The sequence below is a fragment of the Candidatus Pelagibacter sp. HIMB109 genome, from assembly GCF_052048155.1.
Classification (GTDB): domain Bacteria; phylum Pseudomonadota; class Alphaproteobacteria; order Pelagibacterales; family Pelagibacteraceae; genus HIMB114.
On sequence record NZ_JBNAIK010000006.1, the window covers coordinates 38,348 to 56,098 of the forward strand.

General features: G+C 31.0%; 16 protein-coding genes and 1 tRNA gene. 5 read left to right on the top strand and 12 right to left on the bottom strand.

Features of this window, described 5'->3' with window-relative positions; all coding sequences use genetic code 11:
- The 3 genes from msrB to ACTTAQ_RS04740 are packed head-to-tail and all read right to left on the bottom strand — an operon-like array spanning position 1 to position 2,913.
- Positions 1-474, bottom strand: a complete 474-nt coding sequence (gene msrB, locus ACTTAQ_RS04730; RefSeq protein WP_440696009.1) for a peptide-methionine (R)-S-oxide reductase MsrB — start codon at positions 472-474, stop codon at positions 1-3.
- Positions 475-1,800, bottom strand: coding sequence for a DUF2064 domain-containing protein (locus tag ACTTAQ_RS04735; RefSeq protein WP_440696011.1), 1,326 nt, complete (start codon positions 1,798-1,800; stop codon positions 475-477).
- Positions 1,801-2,913, bottom strand: a complete 1,113-nt coding sequence (locus tag ACTTAQ_RS04740) for a HupE/UreJ family protein (RefSeq protein ID WP_440696013.1) — start codon at positions 2,911-2,913, stop codon at positions 1,801-1,803.
- Here ACTTAQ_RS04740 and ACTTAQ_RS04745 point away from each other — a divergent pair, their 5' ends adjacent.
- Positions 2,914-3,687: a DUF4198 domain-containing protein gene (locus ACTTAQ_RS04745; protein ID WP_440696014.1), complete on the top strand. Its 774-nt coding sequence runs from the start codon at positions 2,914-2,916 to the stop codon at positions 3,685-3,687.
- On the opposite strand, the gene ACTTAQ_RS04750 is transcribed toward ACTTAQ_RS04745, so the two are convergent.
- From ACTTAQ_RS04750 to ACTTAQ_RS04760, 3 genes are all read right to left on the bottom strand, one after another.
- Positions 3,684-4,412, bottom strand: coding sequence for a DUF3047 domain-containing protein (locus ACTTAQ_RS04750; RefSeq protein ID WP_440696016.1), 729 nt, complete (start codon positions 4,410-4,412; stop codon positions 3,684-3,686). The genes ACTTAQ_RS04745 and ACTTAQ_RS04750 overlap by 4 nt on opposite strands.
- Positions 4,413-5,849 carry an aldehyde dehydrogenase family protein gene (locus ACTTAQ_RS04755; protein ID WP_440696018.1) on the bottom strand — a complete coding sequence of 479 codons (1,437 nt, stop codon included), beginning with the start codon at positions 5,847-5,849 and terminating at the stop codon, positions 4,413-4,415. It lies immediately after the preceding gene.
- 9 nt (positions 5,850-5,858) lie between these two features.
- A tRNA-Arg gene (locus tag ACTTAQ_RS04760) sits at positions 5,859-5,935 on the bottom strand.
- Positions 5,936-6,025: 90 nt separating this feature from the next.
- Between ACTTAQ_RS04760 and ACTTAQ_RS04765 the strand changes: the two genes are divergently transcribed.
- From ACTTAQ_RS04765 to ACTTAQ_RS04780, 4 genes are all read left to right on the top strand, one after another.
- The gene (locus tag ACTTAQ_RS04765) at positions 6,026-6,550 is read left to right on the top strand and encodes a hypothetical protein (RefSeq protein WP_440696020.1); all 525 of its coding nucleotides are present in this window, start codon (positions 6,026-6,028) and stop codon (positions 6,548-6,550) included.
- A gap of 73 nt (positions 6,551-6,623) precedes the next feature.
- Complete coding sequence (locus ACTTAQ_RS04770; RefSeq protein ID WP_440696022.1) at positions 6,624-7,859, top strand: pyridoxal phosphate-dependent aminotransferase; 1,236 nt, start codon at positions 6,624-6,626, stop codon at positions 7,857-7,859.
- Between the two features lie 70 nt (positions 7,860-7,929).
- Complete coding sequence (locus tag ACTTAQ_RS04775) at positions 7,930-8,928, top strand: TAXI family TRAP transporter solute-binding subunit (RefSeq protein ID WP_009360677.1); 999 nt, start codon at positions 7,930-7,932, stop codon at positions 8,926-8,928.
- A gap of 84 nt (positions 8,929-9,012) precedes the next feature.
- Positions 9,013-11,370 carry a TRAP transporter permease gene (locus ACTTAQ_RS04780; protein WP_440696025.1) on the top strand — a complete coding sequence of 786 codons (2,358 nt, stop codon included), beginning with the start codon at positions 9,013-9,015 and terminating at the stop codon, positions 11,368-11,370.
- 100 nt (positions 11,371-11,470) lie between these two features.
- On the opposite strand, the gene ACTTAQ_RS04785 is transcribed toward ACTTAQ_RS04780, so the two are convergent.
- The 6 genes from ACTTAQ_RS04785 to araD1 form a co-directional block, all read right to left on the bottom strand.
- The gene (locus tag ACTTAQ_RS04785; protein WP_440696027.1) at positions 11,471-12,646 is read right to left on the bottom strand and encodes an L-rhamnonate dehydratase; all 1,176 of its coding nucleotides are present in this window, start codon (positions 12,644-12,646) and stop codon (positions 11,471-11,473) included.
- Positions 12,646-13,635, bottom strand: coding sequence for a 4-hydroxythreonine-4-phosphate dehydrogenase PdxA (locus tag ACTTAQ_RS04790; RefSeq protein WP_440696029.1), 990 nt, complete (start codon positions 13,633-13,635; stop codon positions 12,646-12,648). The genes ACTTAQ_RS04785 and ACTTAQ_RS04790 overlap by 1 nt, the downstream gene beginning before the upstream one ends.
- 45 nt (positions 13,636-13,680) lie before the next feature.
- Entirely contained in the window at positions 13,681-15,150 is a 1,470-nt protein-coding gene (locus ACTTAQ_RS04795) for a tripartite tricarboxylate transporter permease (RefSeq protein ID WP_440696031.1), read from the bottom strand.
- Complete coding sequence (locus ACTTAQ_RS04800) at positions 15,150-15,656, bottom strand: tripartite tricarboxylate transporter TctB family protein (RefSeq protein WP_440679552.1); 507 nt, start codon at positions 15,654-15,656, stop codon at positions 15,150-15,152. The genes ACTTAQ_RS04795 and ACTTAQ_RS04800 overlap by 1 nt, the downstream gene beginning before the upstream one ends.
- A gap of 11 nt (positions 15,657-15,667) precedes the next feature.
- The gene (locus ACTTAQ_RS04805) at positions 15,668-16,648 is read right to left on the bottom strand and encodes a Bug family tripartite tricarboxylate transporter substrate binding protein (RefSeq protein ID WP_009360684.1); all 981 of its coding nucleotides are present in this window, start codon (positions 16,646-16,648) and stop codon (positions 15,668-15,670) included.
- A gap of 93 nt (positions 16,649-16,741) precedes the next feature.
- A complete protein-coding gene (gene araD1 / locus ACTTAQ_RS04810; protein ID WP_440696033.1) occupies positions 16,742-17,731 on the bottom strand; it encodes an AraD1 family protein in 990 nt (329 codons plus the stop codon).
- Positions 17,732-17,751 lie beyond the last annotated feature (20 nt).

Here is a 17,751-nt window from a genome sequence, read left to right on the forward strand (position 1 = left end):
TTAAGACTTAGGAATAAATTTTAAAGCAACACCGTTATTACAATATCGTTTGAAAGTTGGTCTTGGTCCATCATTAAAAACATGACCATGGTGACCTTTGCATGTTGCACAGTGGTATTCAGTTCTTGGATACAAAAGCTTAAAGTCGGTTTTTGTTTTTAAATTTCCTTTATAAAAATCAAAAAAAGATGGCCATCCTGTACCAGAGTCATATTTCATAGATGAATGAAAAAGCTTTGTATTACATGCAACACAAACATATTCACCTTCACGCTTTTCGTTATTTAATGGACTTGTAAAAGGTCTTTCGGTACCCTCTTTTCTTAAAATTTTAAATTGTTCAGGCGTTAAAATTTTTTCCCATTCCTCATCTGTTTTTATAATTTCTTTTAAAGCTGAAAAAACAGATGTTTGGCTAAAACCTATAACCAGTAGAGATTGTGCAATAATTTTTAAAAATGTTCTTTTGTTCATTTATGAATATTTTCTTTTATCAATAAATCCAATTAAATCACTTTGTTCTTTCGTCATTTTAGCATTTTTTAAAGCTGCATACATAGATTGTAAATCATCTAAAGTATCTACGTCGACAAGTAAAAAATCGCTTTTCTTTAAATTATATAAATGTTTTGTAAAATCATTTAAAACTGTACTTGAAGAATAATTCACTCTTGTAAATTCAGCTTCTAAATTTTTTAATTTAGTAGAAAAACAACAATACCCGCCATCCTTTGTACCAATGATGTAACTGTCAAATTTGGAAAGGTAATTTACAGAATCACTTAAATGTTTTGATGTGAGTTCTGGTATATCTGATCCAGATAAAACTATTCTATCCGCAAACGGTGCACAAATTTCATAAACTTCATGCATCGACTTACCAATGTTTTCTTCATTAATATCTAGAATGCTAAATTTAGATAAACCTAATTCTTCAATGTAATCTCTATTTGGACTGTTATTAATAATAACGATTTTATTCCCATCTTTATCTAGAGATAAAATGTTTGATTTTACAATATTTAAACAATGAAGATTAAACTGATCAACTAGCCCTTGGTCTTTTAAAGTCTCTCTAAGTCTTGTTTTAGAGTCTTTCGATTTAGGATCTTTCATAAAAAAACAAAAAATATTCTCAATTTTATTTTGTTTAAATTTTCTGGCCTGAGTTATGGTTTTAAATAATGTCTTTGTTGTTTGCCAAAATGAACTTTCTTCATATTTTCTAGCTGAGGTAATAATTTCTCTGGTAATTTCTTTAATTTCAATACCTAAAGCTTTAGCATCCCATACAAACTTGTGGTCTTCACCTTCTTTTAAACTTTCATCAAATCTACCAATTAAATTAAATAAATTTTTATGAATTAAAAAAGACTGGTCTCCAAAGGGTAAATCAAAGTTTTTAGATCTAAAATTTGCACCAGATGCGTTAATAGTATTTTTTTTATTATCAAATGCGAGTTTAAAATAATTTAACTGTTTTTTTTGAACACGATCTAGGTCTTCTCTTTGAATTTTATCAATCTGACTATCAATATGTAAAAACCATAAATAATTATTCTCAGCTTTTAAAGCTCCAGCGTTTAGTGATTTTCCTCGAGTTGAATTTGGAACTTTGACTAATTTATTAATATTTAAATTAATATCATTTAACGCATCAATAGATAATTCGTTATCAGCATCAATGGCTAAAATGATTTCATGGCCTGAAAATTTATCTTTTAATTTTTTTAATAATGAAAAATCTTTTTCATCTTTAGAGGCTATAACAATAATTGAAAATGTTTTATGTAGCGCCACTTAAATCACTCTTTCAATAAACCAATATATACCCACTAAAGCTATTAATATTGATAATGTGTTTGTAAAATATTTTTTATACCAAGGTTTTTCTTTTATCCAGTATGCAAAACCAAAATAGCAACCCACAATGACAAATAGCTGTCCTATCTCAACCCCAACATTAAATGAAATTAAACTCGTGATAAAATGAGCCTGTGACAATCCAATCTCACTTATAACACCTGCAAAACCAAGTCCGTGAAGTAGTCCAAAAACAAATACAACCATTGGTCTCCAAAGCGAGATATTTTTTAAAAAAATATTCTCAATTGCAACATATGCAATGGACAGGGCAATAATAGGTTCAACAATCTGAGGTGAAATAGAGAGTATATTTAAAACTCCTAAAAAAATTGTAATTGTATGAGCGAGCGTAAAAGCAGAGACCTGGATTAATAACGGTTTAAATTTTGGCGAAAATAAAAATAAACCAATGACAAATAAAATATGATCAAGTCCTTTTGGAACAATATGCAGAAATCCAATAGTTAAATAATTATATATTTCTGCAAACAAATTTTGATCTTTGTTTTTTGTTATTGAAAAATTTTTTGAGACTGAATTGATTTTTAAATATTCAGTATAAACAATTTCTTTTTGAGGATTTGACACTCTAAGAATAACCGGACCATAATCTTTTATCCAACCAAACTGTAAGTTATTTTTATCTATATTTGATCCAGAAATTTGAATTAAAGTCTCTCGTGAAAGATTTAAATCTCCAATTTTTTCTATTTGAACATCATAAATTTCAAACGGTATTTTTAACTCATTTTGGTTTAAAGAAATGTTATCTTTAAAATTCACTAAAGATTTTTTAAATACTTCTAACAATTGTTCAGCAGGCAACTTTCTTAAACTGTTATAATAATCAGAATTTTTAGATTCATCGGTATCTGAATGTGACGGGTCAATATTAGCTAAAATAGCTTCTAAATTAAGTTGAATACTTAATTTAAAATTTAACTTATTATCTTTTTCAATAAATTGAAAATTTGCAATAGATGGTTTTAATTCATGAGAAAAAACTATAGAGGGAATAAATAGAAGAATAAATAGTAAACGCACCATATGAAAATTTATTTAGCAGTAATATTATATTTTTTAATTAATTCAAATTCATTGAATGCGCATGAGCTTTGGTTAGAAGCTGATCAATATCAATTAAAGGATAGTGAAAAGCTAATTGCAAATATCAAAGTCGGACAAGATTTAGTGGGTGAGAGTTACCCTTATTTGTCACAAGAAACTGAGAAACTTTTTTTTATATCAAAAAAAGGTTTTAAAAAATTAAATCAAATCGATGGCGATTACCCTGCAATACAACAATCTGTGAATTATAGTGGGATACAATATTTGTACTATCAGTCAAATAAAGAGTTTCTCAAATATCAAGATTATAAAACCTTTATCGAATTTACAGATGAGTACAATTTAAGTTATGACAAGAGTAATAAAAATCCCCCAAGTGAAATTTATCAAAGATTTGCTAAAATAATTTTTAATGGTGAACCAAATAGTTTTTTCAAAACAAAGAAAAATTTAGAATTTGAAATTATCAATCAAAATAACCCTTATGAAAATAATTTGTCAGAGATACAAATTCTTCTAAAGAATAAACCATTTATAAACAAAAAATTTGTTGTTTTTTTTAAAAATGAAAATACGTTTGAAAGAAAAATATATCAAACTGATTTAAACGGCTTTGCAAAAATAGAAAGTTTAAAAAAAGGACTATATTTGATAAGTGCTGTTGATTTAGAGAAGCTTAATTTAATAGAAAAAATTAAATATAAAGCAGATTATTTTAGCCGCTGGGCAAGCTTAACTTTTAGAAAAAACTAATTAGAAAAATAAATATTTTTATAATACGAGACAGCTTTTTGTTTGGTATTATCTGTATCTGTCATAATCGCAACGCCATCAATTTCTTCAAGTTCAAGATCTAAAAACTTTTTAAAATGCTCTTTAACGTTAAGTTTAACTGTAACCCATGAATTTACTTTTGTATCAACTAGTGATGAAGCGACATAATCAATTATTTGTTTTCGGTAAGGACCCGTCCAATGGCTATTTGTTTTTTCATTGCTAGAAAAAACATAGTTCATCACCTTTTTTTGCCAAGGTAAAGAGCCTGTTTCTTTTATTACTGATACACGAGCGGCAAAATCATGCCCTTTTTTACTATTTTCTTTTATACCAGGAATTCCCTGTTCAACCTTCCAGGTTATATTTAAAAAAGGTGTTTTGTTTAAATCTACTTTGATTTCTCGTCCAAGACCTGATGCTTGTCCTTCAGCCTCTGCCTTTAGGCAGCCATCGCTTTCTACTTTTAAATTAGCATCTGAACTATTTTTGCTTTTAAGTTTAAATAAATCAGAATTTTCTGAAGCAACACATGTACCATTTTGATCTATTAAAATACTGTAATCAGTCTTCTTTTTTATACTGTGAGATTTAAGTTTTGATAGCTCTTCTTGTGTAAATTCGAAAATTACAACTTTTTCATTTGAATATGATTTGGAAGATAAAAAAATTAATAATACAAAAAAAAATAAAATATTTCTCATTTACCACTCCATATTAATGTTTTTTATTCGTCCATAACTTTTCATCTCATCAAGGCATTCTTCAACGCCAATTCCACTTAATTTCCAACCACCAAAGGGAACTCCAGGGTATCTTCCTGCTGCATTAACCCAGATATAACCAGACTCAATTTGATCTGCTATATTTTTAGCTTTATCCATATCATTAGTTACAATATAGCCGGTTAAACCATATATCACGGAATTTGCCATTTTTATAACTTCCTCTTCATCATCCCATTCTAAAACTGAAACTACTGGACCAAAAATCTCTTCATTTGCAACGGTCATGTTTTGAGTCACATTATTTAAAACTGTTGGTCTAATAAAAAATCCGTCTTTTAATTTTTGATCTTCGATTTCATAACCACCTGTATATAGCTCAGCTCCTTCTTGAATTGCGCCATCAATATAAAATTTTATTCTATCGTATTGTTTTTTTGACACTACAGGCCCTACATCTGTATCTTCTTCCCAAGGTAAGCCTATTTTTAACTTTTCAATTTTTTCTTTAAGAATTTCTAAGTATTTTTTTTTCAAAGATTTGTGAATGAAAACTCTAGTAGGCGACGTACAAGATTCTCCCTTGGCATCAAAACGCATTCCCTTTAGCGTAACTTCAACAATTTTTTCCGGATCAGCATCACTAAATGCAATTAAAGGATTTTTTCCACCAAGTTCTAAGCTAACTTTTTTTAACAAACTTGATGCAGCCTCATTAATTTTAATTCCAGTCTCAACAGAACAAATACCTGCTATCCTTCCAACATCAGGGTGCCTGACTAAATAATCTCCAACCTCATGATCTCCACAAATAATGTTCACTAATCCATCAGGCAAAACATCTTTAATAACTTCTGAAAATTTTAAGGCAGATAATGGAGCCTGTTCAGAATTTTTTATAATAATGGCATTACCCATCAAAAGAGGTGCAGCTAATTTTTCTAAACACCATCTAAAAGGTCGATTAAATGCATTAATTTTTAAAACTATTCCGTAAGGTTGGTATTTGGTAATATTTGAATGATTAATTTTATTTGAAAAAGTCTCATCTTTAATTTCATCTACATGATCACAAAAATACTTAACATTTTTTATAGCGGACTTAATATCATTACGAGCAAATCTGATTGTGTTACCAACATTATAACAATCTATTTTTGCATACGTTTCTAAATTTTTTTCTGCAATATCACAAAGTTGTAATATTTTTTTTGCTCTATCTTTAATATTAATTTTAGCCCATTCCTTTTGGGCTTTTTTAGCACCAGCAATTGCTTGATCTAAAATATTTTTTGGAACAATTTTTACTTCAGATAATATTTTTCCAGTTGCGGGATTAATAATTGGTAAACTTTTTCCTTCATCAAACCATTTTCCATCAACAAAGGATCCTTTTAAATTTAATTCATTTTCCATATTTTCTATTGGCGCGCCCGGGAAGATTCGAACTCCCAACCTTCTGATCCGTAGTCAGACGATCTATCCAGTTGATCTACGGGCGCCTTTAATATCAAGCTTATATCAATATCTTTTTTTAAATATAGTTTTTATGTTGAAAAATAAAAGTTCGGATATAATTACTCTGATATTTTATGAAAAAAGCTTTATTAGTATATATCGTAATCTTATTTAATTTTTCCTGCTCAAGTTTGGGTACTATTGAAAGTAATACCGGCAAATCGGATTTAATATTAAATCAAAAACAATATGAAAGATTTATATCTTATCTAAATGGAAAGTATTACTCTTATGAATTTGAGCGGAATGAATATAACAAGTCGCCAATTGCTTTTGCGATATCAAAAGATGGAAGTAAAAGTTTAATGTTAATGTGCGAAGACAATATAAGAACATGTGATAATGGAGTTTATATATTGCAAACTATCTCTAGATTTTCCAAGAAGTTAAATGAGGACTTGTACATTTTTGCATTAGGGAAAAAAATAATTTGGAACAATAAGAAAAAGAATATTCGTAACATTTCAGATTTTGACAATTATCTAAGCTCCAATAATCAAATAAATAAAGTAAAAAAAAATATAAAAGCCAAAAATCAATTTTTTGATATAGTATTTGATGTATCTGAAACTGATAAATGCGATAGTGATGACTGTTAATTGAAATAGACCCTTTAAAAGGCGTTCTAAAAATAGTTGCTATTTAAAACTAAAAGAGTATTAGCCAGAAAACATGAGTTTAATTAAAGAAAATATAAAAGACTTACTACCTTCATCTACTCTTCTTATTAATGAAATGTGTAAGGAGATGTCTAAAGCTGGTAAGACAATTTATCAGTTTGGATTTGGACAATCTCCATTTCCAGTGCCTGAAAAAATTGTTGAAGCTTTAAAAGTAAATGCACACCAAAAAGATTATCTTCCATCTAAAGGATTATTTGAACTTAGAAAATCAATAGCAGGATTTCTAACAAGAAAAGGTTACAAAAATTTAAATCATGAAAATATAATTATAGGTCCTGGTTCAAAAGAATTAATGTTCTTACTTCAAGTTGCGTTTGACGGTGAAGTTATTTTACCTGTTCCAAGCTGGGTTTCTTATGCACCGCAAGCAATTATCGCGAAAAATAAATATCATTGGATTCAAACCGAAAAGGAAACGAATTGGCATATTTCCCCTGAACATATTGATCAAATTGCATCAAAAATCGAAAGTAAAAACAAACTCATTATTTTAAACTCTCCAAATAATCCATCTGGAACAAACATTCATTTATTAAAAGAGTTAGGCGAAGTATTTACTAAACACAATATTACTGTCTTATCAGATGAGATTTACTCTGAACTTTATTTTAAAGATAACTATAAATCTATTTCACACTTTCACGAAAATACGATTGTAAGCAGCAGTTTAAGTAAATGGGCTGGAGCTGGTGGTTGGAGAGTGGGATATTTTGCTGTACCAAATAATTTAATAGAAATTTTTGAAAAACTTGCTGTGCTTGGAACTGAAACATTTAGTGCCGTATCTGCTCCTACACAATTTGCAGCCATTACTGCTTATGAGGAAGATCACTCTGAATACTTAAATAAATCTAAAAAAATTCTTCATGTCATTGCTCATTATGTTTACGAACAATTGAAACAACTTGATATTGATATGATTGAGCCAGAAGGTGGTTTTTATTTAATGCCAGATTTTACAAGAATGCTTCAAAACAAATTTAAAAATTCAAAAGATTTTTGTAAAACTTTATTAGATGAAGCAGGTGTTGCGGTGCTGCCTGGATCTGATTTTGGCTTTCCAGTTGAGAAATTAATATTTAGACTAAGTTATGTTGACTTTAATGGTGCAGAATTTTTAAAAGTTAAGGATTCAGATATTACTGAAGAAAATTTAGTAAAATATGCTCCAAAAATTGTTGATGGTGTTCAACAAATTATCAACTTTGCAAAAAAATACGCATAACTCAACGGTTGATATCATCACGCGGCTATAGTATTTTTTCTCAAACTTTAATTAATTAAGGGGGACAATAATGAAAAAGCTATTTGCTTCTTTCACGTCAGCTTTAGCAATTTTTGCTTTTAGTTTACCTTTCAGTACTTCTGTAAAATCTGCAGAATTCTTTACAATTGGTACTGGTGGTGCAACTGGAGTTTATTTCCAAGTTGGTAACGCTATTTGTAAAATGGTTGCAAAGCTACAATCTGCCGAGCACGGTAGAAAAAAAGGAACTGACAAAGCGTACAGATGTGCGGCTCCATCTTCGGGTGGATCAACATATAACATTGGTCAGATCCAACAAGGCGAGTTCCAATTTGGTGTAGCTCAGTCTGACTGGCAATATCATGCATATAATGCATCTAAGCCAGATAAAGTAAAACCATTCAAAGATCTAAGAGCTGTATTTTCTGCTCACCCAGAGCCTTTTCAAATTATCGCAAGAAAAGGATCTAAGATCAAAGATTGGAAATCTTTAAAAGGAAAAAAGGTTAACATTGGTAACCCAGGTTCTGGTCAAAGAGGAACTTTCGAAGTGCTAATGGAATCTCACGGTGTAAACAAAAGTTATTTTGGTTCTACAACTGAGCTAACTTCATCTGAGCAATCAGGTGCACTTTGTGATAAAAAAATCGATGCTTTTGGTTATACTGTAGGTGTACCTAATGCTGGTGTTGCTCAATCAACAGACGGCTGTGGTGCTTACATTATTAACCTAACAACTCCACAGGTTAAAAAGCTAGTTGCGGATAATCCGTTCTATGCTTTTGCAACTATTCCAAAAGGAACTTACAAAACTTCTAAGAAGGATGTAACAACTTTTGGTGTGATGGCGTCTGTTGTTACAAGCGCAAGTGTTTCTGAAGAAATGGTATACAATGTAGTGAAAGCTGTTTTTGAAAATCTTGATGATTTCAAAAAACAACACCCTGCATTTGCAAACCTTGATCCTAAAAAAATGATCAAAGATGGTTTGTCTGCACCATTGCACCCAGGAGCAGTTAAGTATTATAAAGAAAAAGGCTTAATGTAGTCTTTTGATATTCAAAGGCCCAGTTAATAAACTGGGCCTTTTTTTTTATACTCCTTTAAAAAACAAAAGTTTATAATTCTCATCATGTCAAAAGAAGAAATTAAAACTGCATCAGACCAATTTGAAAATATTGATGATGAAGGTGGAGTAAAAAGAAACCTTAAAGGTTTTAATCTGAAACTTGTTGCAGGTATTGCAATTTGCTGGACGTTGTTTCAGTTGTGGTATGCAAGTCCATTACCGTTTCTTCTAAAGTTTGGAATTTTTATTGATTTACCTGCAAGAGCTATACATTTAGCTTTTGCATTAATTTTATGTTTTTTAATTTACCCTTCTAAAAAATCAAATTCTAACCAACCTATAAAATATTATGATTATATATTTGTTGGGCTTTCTATCATTACAACTTTTTATATCGTCTTTGACTACGAAGGTTTAGTTAACCGTCAAGGAGTCCTTGCAAACATCAATTTATTTGGAATTAAAATTCCATATGAAATGATATTAGGTGCTGTTGGTATGATTTTGTTGCTTGAAGCAACCAGAAGAGCAATTGGATTACCTTTAGTTTTTATCGCTGTCATATTTATAATTTTTTCAATTTTTGGTCAGCAAATGCCAGATCTTATTGCTCATGCAGGTTTATCGATTACTAGATTAGTTGGATATCATTGGCTTGGAGGGGAAGCTATTTTTGGTATTCCCATAAGTGTTTCTGTTGGTTTTATTTTCTTATTTGTTTTATTTGGATCCATTTTAGATGCAGCAGGTGGTGGTAAATATTTTTTAAATTTAGCATTTGCTCTAGTAGGTAAAATGAGAGGTGGTCCTGCAAAAGCTGCTATTTTAGCTTCTGGTTTAACCGGTATGATCTCTGGATCATCTGTGGCAAATACAGTTACAACTGGAACTTTTACAATTCCTATTATGAAAAAAACAGGATTACCTGCAGTTAAAGCTGGAGCAGTAGAAGTTGCAGCATCTGTTAATGGACAAATCATGCCGCCAATCATGGGAGCTGCTGCGTTTGTAATGGCGGAACTACTTGGTATTCCTTATCTAACTGTTGTTACTCATGCCTTTTTACCAGCTGTAATATCTTATATTGCACTCTTTTATATTTCACACTTAGAGGCGTTAAAGCTAGATATTAAAGGTTTGCCTGAAAAAGATATTCCTCCTTTAAAAGAAACATTTTTAAGTGGTATTCATTACTTAATTCCAATTGGTGTTTTAATTTATCTACTATTAGTGATGAATTGGACTGCTGCATCATCAGTATTTTATTCGATAATTTCATTAATTATTATTATTATTTTTAAAGAATTAATTACCTCTAAAAAAGAAAGCCAGACTTCAAAGGTTGGTTTCATTAATGCTTTTAACAAAATTATTACGGGCTTTGAAAAAGGTGCAGTTAATATGGTAAGTGTTGGTATCGCAATTGCAACTGCAGGAATTATTGTTGGTGCTGTTTCATCAACGGGTCTAAGTAATAATCTTGTTATTATTGTCGAGGCTATATCTGGTGGAAATATTATCTATCTTTTAGGTCTTACTGCTTTTCTTTGTATTATTTTAGGAATGGGATTACCTACGACTGCAAACTATCTAGTTGTTGCAGCTCTTATGGCTAATGTTGTAGTTGAGGTTGGTAGTGCATCAGGTTATGTATTCCCGCTTATCGCAATTCACTTATATGTTTTTTATTATGGTTTAATGGCAGATGTCACGCCACCTGTTGGACTTGCTTCCTATGCAGCTGCAGCGATATCAAGAGCAGATCCAATCAAAACAGGTATTCAGGCTTTTTGGTATAGTTTGAGAACAGGTATTTTGCCAATTGTATTTATTTTTAACAATGAACTTTTGCTTATTGGTATTGAAAACTGGTTCCATGGTATTGTTGTTATGATCACATCTTTAATTGCAATATTAGTGTTTACTGCAGCAACACAAGGATGGTTTGTTAATAAATTAAAATGGTATGAAATTATTGTATTTTTACTTATTTCTTTAGCGTTATTTAGACCAGGATTAATTATGGACCAATTTTACCCAGAGTTTAATCAAGTAAAACTCAATACAAAAATAATTAATGAAACTAAATTTCAATCTGATCAAAAAGTTCAAATTAAAGTTACAAGGCAAACAGCCTATGGACCGAGATATAAAATGTTTGAAATACCCAAAGATTCTTTTGACCAATCTTATTCATTAGAAGAGTACGGTATTAATTTAGTCACAAAAAAAGATAGTATCATTATTGATACGCTCAAATGGAATGGTATTGCAAAAAAATCAGGCTTTGAAACTGATGATATTTTAACTGAAATTAAAATTGAAAATAAAAATCGTCCAGATAAAGATATTGTTTATCCGTTTGCTTTATTGGTATTGGGATTATTTGGATATTTAAACTATAGGAAACAAAGTATCTGATAGTTTACAAGACTCGCAAATCATAAAGCCATAAAGTAAATAATTTGCATAAACGGACTCATTTTCTTGAACACACTTTTCACATTTTTTGATAATTTTTTTATTCAATGATTTGGAAGTCTTTTTCATATTTATTTGAAAGATTAATTCCTAAACCAGGAGTATTTTCATCTAAATCGATAAAACCATTTTTTGGCTCCGGGTCACCTTCAAATATATAATAGAAAAGTTCATTACCTATCTCAACATCATGAACAGGAAAAAACTCTGAGAATGGACAATTTAAATTAGCCATTGTTAAATGATAATTGTGCATTTGACCTGCATGAGGAATAACGGGCACTTGATAAGCTTCAGCTAAAGCATTAATTTTTTGTGCTGCTGTAATTCCACCAACTCTATTTGTGTCATATTGAATATAACTCACAGCCTTAAGATCTAACAGCTGTCTAAAGCCAAATAATGAGAATTCGTGCTCTCCACCTGAAATTGGTATCATATTCATATTATTGAGTTCAGCATACCCATGAATATCATCTGCGATCACTGGTTCTTCTAACCACTTTGGTTGGAACTTCATTAACTTGGGCAGCATATGTTTTGTATATTCTAAATTCCAGCCCATATAGCATTCCAGCATTAGGTCCGTGTCATATCCAACAACCTCTCTTACAGCTTCAACTAACTCTAAATTTTTCTTCACTCCATCAGGGCCATCTTTTGGTCCCCAGCCAAAACGCATCTTGAACATTTTAAAACCTTGATCGACATAACTTTGAGCTTCTTTTTTTAAATCTTCAATTGGTTGGCTGTATAATTTTGAAGCGTAAACAGGAATTTTTTCCTTAGTTCTTCCACCTAATAACTTAAACACAGGTTTATTAGTTAATTTTCCTAGTAAGTCCCATATAGCAATATCAACTGCAGATATAGCAGTCATTCCCACACCTTTTCGTCCCCATGCTAATGTTCTTCTGTACATTTTTTCCCAGAGATAAGCATAATCAAAAGGATCTTCATTTAATATTAAAGGCGTTAGATAATGATCAATTGTTTTCTTTACAACTTGTGGCGCTAAAGCAGCGTTACCAATTCCAACCAAACCATCATCGGTTTCAATTTCACACGTCAGCCATTCATGAAATCTGAATGAACCCATATTATCACCCTTTTCATACAAAAGATCAGATGCATTGGTACAAAAATTACTTTGTGGAGGTACTGTTTTACCTTTCCATTGATAGACTTTTGTTTTTACCGATTTGATTTTTGTCATTAATTAATTTGAGTTCCTGAATTCATTTTTACTGCTAACTTAAATGAATTAATCGTTGGCTCTAGATTAGCAGTATTAGTTCCAACAATATCAAAAGCAGTTCCATGGGCTGGTGTTGTTACAGGAACAGTTAATCCACCTGACACTGTTACCCCTCTATCAAAACCAAATGCTTTCAATCCACATTGTAAAGCATCATGATACATTCCCACTATGCAATCGTGATTCTTGTTTTTAAATGCGGTTATAAAAGATGTATCGCAGGGCAAAGGTCCGTCAGCATTAATTCCCATTTTTTTAGCTTCTTCAATAGCAGGTATAATTTCATCTTTTTCTTCAGTGCCAAATTCAGCATGAGGATTAAGTGCTTGGACAGCTATTCTAGGATTTTTAATTCCACTCATTTTTAAAGTTTGGTCTAATAACTTGATTGGTTTTAAAATGTTTTCTTTTGTAATGTTCTCTGGAACTTCTTTGATTGGGATATGTGACGTTACACGAGCAGTCCAAAAATTATCTACAACATTAAATTCACAACAAAATTCTTTCATTTCAAGTTTATTCTGCATGAAATCATGCTCATCATTGTACTGACAACCACCCATCATTAAACTTGTTTTGTTCATAGGACCAAAGTTGATTGCATCAATTTTTTTTTCTTTTGCAAGATCTAAAGCATAATCCATAGCTTCAAGAACGCTTTTTCCAGACTCAGCAGAAACTTCTCCATGTTTATAAGTTCTGTTTGTTCCTTTTGAGATATCTAAAAAAAACTTTGTTTTATCATCAAATTTAACTTCGTTAAAATCAGTAACAAATTTAAAATCAACTTTTTTTCCAGATATATTTTCACCATCTTCTAATATTTTTTTTTCACCAATTACAACTACATTGGCCTCATTAGAAATATCTTCATTTAATAATCTAACAACTAATTCTGGACCAATGCCTGAAGGGTCACCTAGTAAAACTGCTACTTTTTTTTTCATAATTTAAACTCCTTGGTTAATAATTCTTAATTATTCTTAATTCAATCATTTATTCTTTTTCCTTATATTAGGAAATATTAAAGCAACAACCGATAAAATAAAGAAAGTTACAACAATTGGTCTGGTAAAAAACAAAGTCCAATCACCATCAAAAATCACTAAAGATTGTCTTAATGTTAGTTCAACTAATTGCCCAAGGATTAAACCAATAATAACAGGCACAACAGAGAAACCAAATTTTCTCATTACATATCCAATAATTCCAAAACCAATCATCAAGAAAACATCTGTAAAAGATTGGTTTAAAGAATAAGTCCCGCAAACAGATAGTGTAAATATCATTGGCCATAATAATCGATTAGGAATTAATGTTATTCTTGCAAAAATTTTTGCGCCAAAAAACCCAAAAATAAAAAATAGAATATTTGCAAAAAACATTGCACCAAATATTCCATATAAAAATTCAGGTTGTTCTTTAAACAAATCTGGTCCTGGTCTTAAACCATGAATGATTAAACCTGTTAAAATAACTGCAGTTGTAGCGCTTCCTGGAATTCCAAGAGCAAGTGTTGGAACCATGGCTCCACCTGTTGCTGCATTATTTGCAGTCTCAGCTCCTGCTATTCCATCAATCGCACCTTTGCCAAACTCTTCAGGTTTTTTTGACCATCTTTTTGCCTCTGAATATCCTATTAAAGAAGCAACGGTTCCTCCTTCGGCAGGAAGAATGCCTATAAAAGAACCAATTCCAGATGATCTTAAAATCGTTTTAAAACAATATTTAAAATCATCTTTGGATGGAAGTCTTACAGCTTTCATCGCTATTCTTTCAAAAATTTGATTTGTTAAATTAGATTGAACTAATAATTCACTCATAGCAAACATTCCAACTACAACAGGAATAAACCCAATTCCCTCGGTCAACTCATTTACACCAAAAGTAAATCGATCGATTGATGCCATTACATCTTTTCCAACAGTTGATAATAGAATACCAAATGCACCAGCGATTAAATTTTTAATTGGACTTCCTTCTCCTATTGAAGCAAGCATTGTTAATCCAAATATAGCTAAAGCAAAATATTCAGGTTGACCAAACTCATAGGCAATATTTGCTAAAATAGGTGCAAAAAGAACTAATACTACAACGCTGAATAAACCACCGAATGCACTTCCAAAAGTTGCCATACCTAACGCCCGACCAGCTTCGCCCTTTTGAGCCAAAGGATAACCGTCTAAGCAAGTTGCAGCTGCTGCAGGTGTTCCAGGAGTATTAATAAGAACAGCTGTAATTGCACCCCCGTATGTTCCTGCACAATAAATTGCAGTTAATAGAACAATTGCTGACAAAGGGTCTAGGGTAATTGTAAATGGAAGAATTAATGCCCCTCCTGTTGTTGGACCAAGTCCAGGCAAAACTCCTAAAATCAATCCAAACAAAGTTCCCAAAAAAAGGATAATTAAAAGCTTGCTGCTTAAAATTGGTGCAATCATGTAGGATAAATTTTCAATCATTACCAATTATAATAAAGATTAGTTAATATACCTGGTGGAAACCTTAATCCAAGCACACCTTCAAATAATAAAAAAACTAAAATTGGAAACACAATTGATAAAAAAAGATTTAATAATAAATTTTTTTCACCCCAAAAATAAGTTATTGCAATTGAGCTTAGCATTAATGCCAATATCAAATCAACTTTTAGAGCTATTAGTGGAAATATAATAAATATTCCTACAGTTTTATAAAAAATTCTACTTTGCTTTTCATAATCTTTTTTAGGCCGGCTAAAATAAAAATAAACTAATAGTAAATTGAGTGAAAAAATTAGCCCAAGTAGAATTTTAGGAAAAGTTGCGGGTTGAATTCCTCTTACCAAAATTGGCGGAACTTCATCAAAATAAAAAGTCGTTACAAACAAAAAAATTGAAAAGCAGAAAATAAAAAATAATAAAATTAGTTCAGAACTAAAAAGGGCGGATAAAAATCCGCCCTTTTTTTCAAATGAATTACTATTCATTCGTTATAGTATTACTTAATGTAACCTAAAGCTTTTAACTGAGCAGTCATTTCTTTTAGCATTTCGTCCATCTGCTTGCCCCACTCATCAGCCCCAACTACACTTGACTGATCCAGTCCAATTTCAGTTAAGAAATTTTTGTAGTAGTTATGGCTCATTCCTTTTAACATACCTGCTTCAAGTCTTTTTACTTGATCTGCTGGAGTTCCTTTTTTAGTTACGAAACCTCTTACAGTAGATAAAGAAACTGGAATCCCAAGTTCTTTAGCGGTTGGTACATCTTTAAGTTTAGCCATTCTTTTATTTGCTAGAACAACTGAAACACAAAGTTTACCTTCGTTAATTTCTGTTAGTGCTTCACCTAAGTTTAAAACACCTACATCAATATCGCCTTTGATTAAGTTTGTTTTAATAGGTCCAACACCTTTATAAGCAACGATTTTAGGATCTTTTAATTTACCCTTCTTAGTAAATGCAACTGCACTCACATCATCGATACCACCCGTATGTGTTGTTCCATAAGAGAAAGATTTTTTCTTTTGTTGGCTTACAAATTTCTTTGCATCCTTAAAGCTACTCTTACAGTTCACAACGAATAATTGTGGATCATCAGTTCCTCTAGCCAAAGGAACCATGTCGCTTAATTTAACTTTTGTTTTACCAAGTGCCATAGAAACAGCATGACCTGTTGTCCAAGTCAAAATAGAGTTACCATCTGCCGGTTGTGACATTAAGTAATCCATTGATGCAGCTCCACCGCCACCTTTTTTATTTACTAGTTGCATGTCTTGCTTAAGAACTCTTCTTGTTCTTAAAAGCATCATTCTAGTAGTAACGTCTGTACCACCACCAAAACCAGCGTGAGTGATTGATTGAATAGCTTTTTTACTATGCGATCCAGCTTCAGCTTTGTTCAGGTTGATATCTAAAAATGGTACGTCAAAGACTAATACTAAAGCTAAGAAAGCTTGAAGTATTCTTGATTTTTTCATTTTTTCTCCCCGTTAAGTTTGCGATAAATAAACAAAACTATGAACTATTATCAAGTAGAAAATGGCGCTTAAAATAAAATGTTGCGACGCAAATTAATTCAAACTTATTAAATTTTGAAATTTAACAGTTTCTTTTGATTTAATTTTTAATTTATTTTTTAAAGGCATAACAAAACTATCTGAACTAATTTCAAAAATATCACCATCCTGCGCTTTGATACCGTCAGAAAAGCTTAGCGTTGCTGTTCCAAAGTAATGGATATGTAAATCACCAGGTTTTCTAAAAATTTCATATTTGAAATGATGATGCTCAAGATTTTCTATAGAGTGTGACATATTTTTTTCGCCACTTAAAAAATCTTTTTCCCAAATAACTTTTTCATCTCTAATAATTTTTGATTTACCTTTTACTTCACTAGGGATGCTGCCCAGGTTAATTTCGGGTCCAAAAGAACATTGTCGCAATTTTGAATGAGCTAAATATAAGTAGTTTTGTTTTTCCATAACATGGTCAGAAAATTCATTACCAATTGAATAACCTATTTTTACAACTTCTTCTTTTTCATTAATCATATAAATACCAACTACTTCAGGTTCTTCTGATCCATCTAAAGAAAAGTCTGGGATATAAATCGTTTCCGTAGGTGCAGAGATATTATCTCCATTACCCTTGTAAAACCATTCAGGTTGAGCTCCAATGTTACCTTTTTCTGGCTTTCCGCCCTCAATTCCAATTTTAAACATTTTCATTGAATCTGTCATTTCCTCTTCTTTTGTAGCATGCATTTTGTTTCTAGAATCTGCACTACCAAGATGAGTCAGCCCTGTGCCTGTTACATAAAAATGTGATGGATCTTTATGAGTGATAGGTGGCAAAAGTGAGTTTGAATTATAGATTTCTTTGTAATCTAAAATTTCATTTGACTTATTGCTTTCAATTAAATTTTCAATTTTTTCACCGCTGTTGATTGCTTCATTAAATAAATCATATGATAAATTAAAATTTTTTATAATATTAACTTTGCCATTTTCTACATAACCAACATTACATTTATTATCTTTTAGGAATTGAATTATTTTCATAATTAGTTAGAACCTACATC

Coding starts and splice junctions, on each gene's coding strand:
- ACTTAQ_RS04770 (WP_440696022.1), top strand. CDS start 6,624: ATGAGTTTAATTAAAGAAAATATAAAAGACTTACTACCTTCATCTACT.
- ACTTAQ_RS04805 (WP_009360684.1), bottom strand. CDS start 16,648: ATGAAAAAATCAAGAATACTTCAAGCTTTCTTAGCTTTAGTATTAGTC.
- ACTTAQ_RS04750 (WP_440696016.1), bottom strand. CDS start 4,412: ATGAGAAATATTTTATTTTTTTTTGTATTATTAATTTTTTTATCTTCC.
- ACTTAQ_RS04740 (WP_440696013.1), bottom strand. CDS start 2,913: ATGGTGCGTTTACTATTTATTCTTCTATTTATTCCCTCTATAGTTTTT.
- ACTTAQ_RS04775 (WP_009360677.1), top strand. CDS start 7,930: ATGAAAAAGCTATTTGCTTCTTTCACGTCAGCTTTAGCAATTTTTGCT.
- ACTTAQ_RS04765 (WP_440696020.1), top strand. CDS start 6,026: ATGAAAAAAGCTTTATTAGTATATATCGTAATCTTATTTAATTTTTCC.
- ACTTAQ_RS04795 (WP_440696031.1), bottom strand. CDS start 15,150: ATGATTGAAAATTTATCCTACATGATTGCACCAATTTTAAGCAGCAAG.
- ACTTAQ_RS04785 (WP_440696027.1), bottom strand. CDS start 12,646: ATGACAAAAATCAAATCGGTAAAAACAAAAGTCTATCAATGGAAAGGT.
- araD1 (WP_440696033.1), bottom strand. CDS start 17,731: ATGAAAATAATTCAATTCCTAAAAGATAATAAATGTAATGTTGGTTAT.
- ACTTAQ_RS04780 (WP_440696025.1), top strand. CDS start 9,013: ATGTCAAAAGAAGAAATTAAAACTGCATCAGACCAATTTGAAAATATT.
- msrB (WP_440696009.1), bottom strand. CDS start 474: ATGAACAAAAGAACATTTTTAAAAATTATTGCACAATCTCTACTGGTT.
- ACTTAQ_RS04745 (WP_440696014.1), top strand. CDS start 2,914: ATGAAAATTTATTTAGCAGTAATATTATATTTTTTAATTAATTCAAAT.
- ACTTAQ_RS04800 (WP_440679552.1), bottom strand. CDS start 15,656: ATGAATAGTAATTCATTTGAAAAAAAGGGCGGATTTTTATCCGCCCTT.
- ACTTAQ_RS04790 (WP_440696029.1), bottom strand. CDS start 13,635: ATGAAAAAAAAAGTAGCAGTTTTACTAGGTGACCCTTCAGGCATTGGT.
- ACTTAQ_RS04755 (WP_440696018.1), bottom strand. CDS start 5,849: ATGGAAAATGAATTAAATTTAAAAGGATCCTTTGTTGATGGAAAATGG.